Here is a 1378-nt window from a genome sequence, read left to right on the forward strand (position 1 = left end):
CCATCACCCCATCACCCCATCAACCCCCTTCTTCAAGCCGTTTGCGCCATTCTGCGTCAATTTGGTCGGAGCGTTCTAATTCTTGTTGAATTAAATCGGTTTCGGTAGAGTAAGCTAAATTGTCTTTGTCGATAACAGTATTTGTGGCAAACTGATGAGCGTAGTTGATTTTTTGCTGTAACTTTTCGTCCGCAGCGGCTATCAGCTTCGCTCTTGCTTGACGCTGACGATTGCGATCGCTAATTTGATCATTACGCCATTTTACCCAAAAATATCGTACTAAAGGTATTACAAGAAAGCCAGCACCGTAAGCTAACAGTAACCAGTAAATTCCTTGAACGAAAGCAACCAGCCCTCCGATTTCTCTAGCTAGAGTACCATTTACTAACAATCCTCCTAATATTAAAGCACCGACAAAGTTTACTACACCTAATCCAGCGCTGAGCATTACTTGTGAGGAAGTTGCTTTACTAAAATTCCAGGAAAATTCCTTTAGATAAGCTGGTATTGATTTGGGATTATTTTGGGTAGCCGTTACCTGCAATTCTGGAAAAGAATAGACAATTTCACCATCAGGACTTACTGCCGGTTTACCGTTAAATTTTGTCAAAACTGGCAGCATATAATCTTCATATTCTTGTTGATATGTTTCGCCAATATCATCTAAATAAGGTGTAATTTGTTCAGCGACTACTGCACCACCATTATTACGAATCACAGATGCAATCTCTTGATAGCGGCGCTCTTCCAGATTTAAATTAGGATTTCCATCACCGAATAAAAACGAAAATATAGCTTCTAAGAAATTTAATTCGCTGCTTTCACGCTGTCGTCTTCCCTGGCTGCGATACCCAGTATTATAATTTGGGCTAAAAAACCAAAATAAATCTGGAAAGTAGAAAAATCTTAAACCACCGCCAAAATTACCACCTCTATCATTATCGCGGTCAGAGGAAGCAGAAGAAACAATGAAAATAATAGCGATATAAATTAAGACGATAGAAAGAATTAAGACAACTCCAAAGGAAATTCTAATTAGATAGAACAGAACATTCCAAATTTTTTTCCACCATTCTTCTAACTGTAATCTCAGATATTTATTTCGTAAAACATCGCGGAAATTACGGGGAAAAAGATAAACAATATCACCTGTATCCGCCACTTGCAAATGCCCCCCAGCATCAGTTGCAAGTGCTAACAAACCTTGATTTGCCATTTCGATATTTAATCCAGCCTGTGTAGCCACATCACCAACAGTGACCCTATAGTTTAGCTTTTCCACAGCTTGCATAATGGCGGGATTGGGAGTCATTTCTCGACCCTCCTTTTTAAAAAACTCTTCTATTCAAGTATAAAGTTTTCAGAAGAGGTGGGGAGG

Annotated in this window: 1 protein-coding gene; it reads right to left on the reverse strand. The window is 39.1% G+C overall.

The window, feature by feature from the left end:
- Positions 1-19 precede the first annotated feature (19 nt).
- On the reverse strand, positions 20-1312 hold the full coding sequence (locus IQ247_RS32165) for a hypothetical protein (protein WP_193926239.1): 1293 nt from the start codon (positions 1310-1312) through the stop codon (positions 20-22).
- Positions 1313-1378 lie beyond the last annotated feature (66 nt).

Origin of the sequence: Plectonema cf. radiosum LEGE 06105, from assembly GCF_015207665.1 — a bacterium.
GTDB lineage: Bacteria > Cyanobacteriota > Cyanobacteriia > Cyanobacteriales > Nostocaceae > Rivularia > Rivularia radiosa_A.

Excerpts from the sequence above, each read along its gene's own strand:
- IQ247_RS32165 (WP_193926239.1), bottom strand. The coding sequence starts at position 1,312 with ATGACTCCCAATCCCGCCATTATGCAAGCTGTGGAAAAGCTAAACTAT.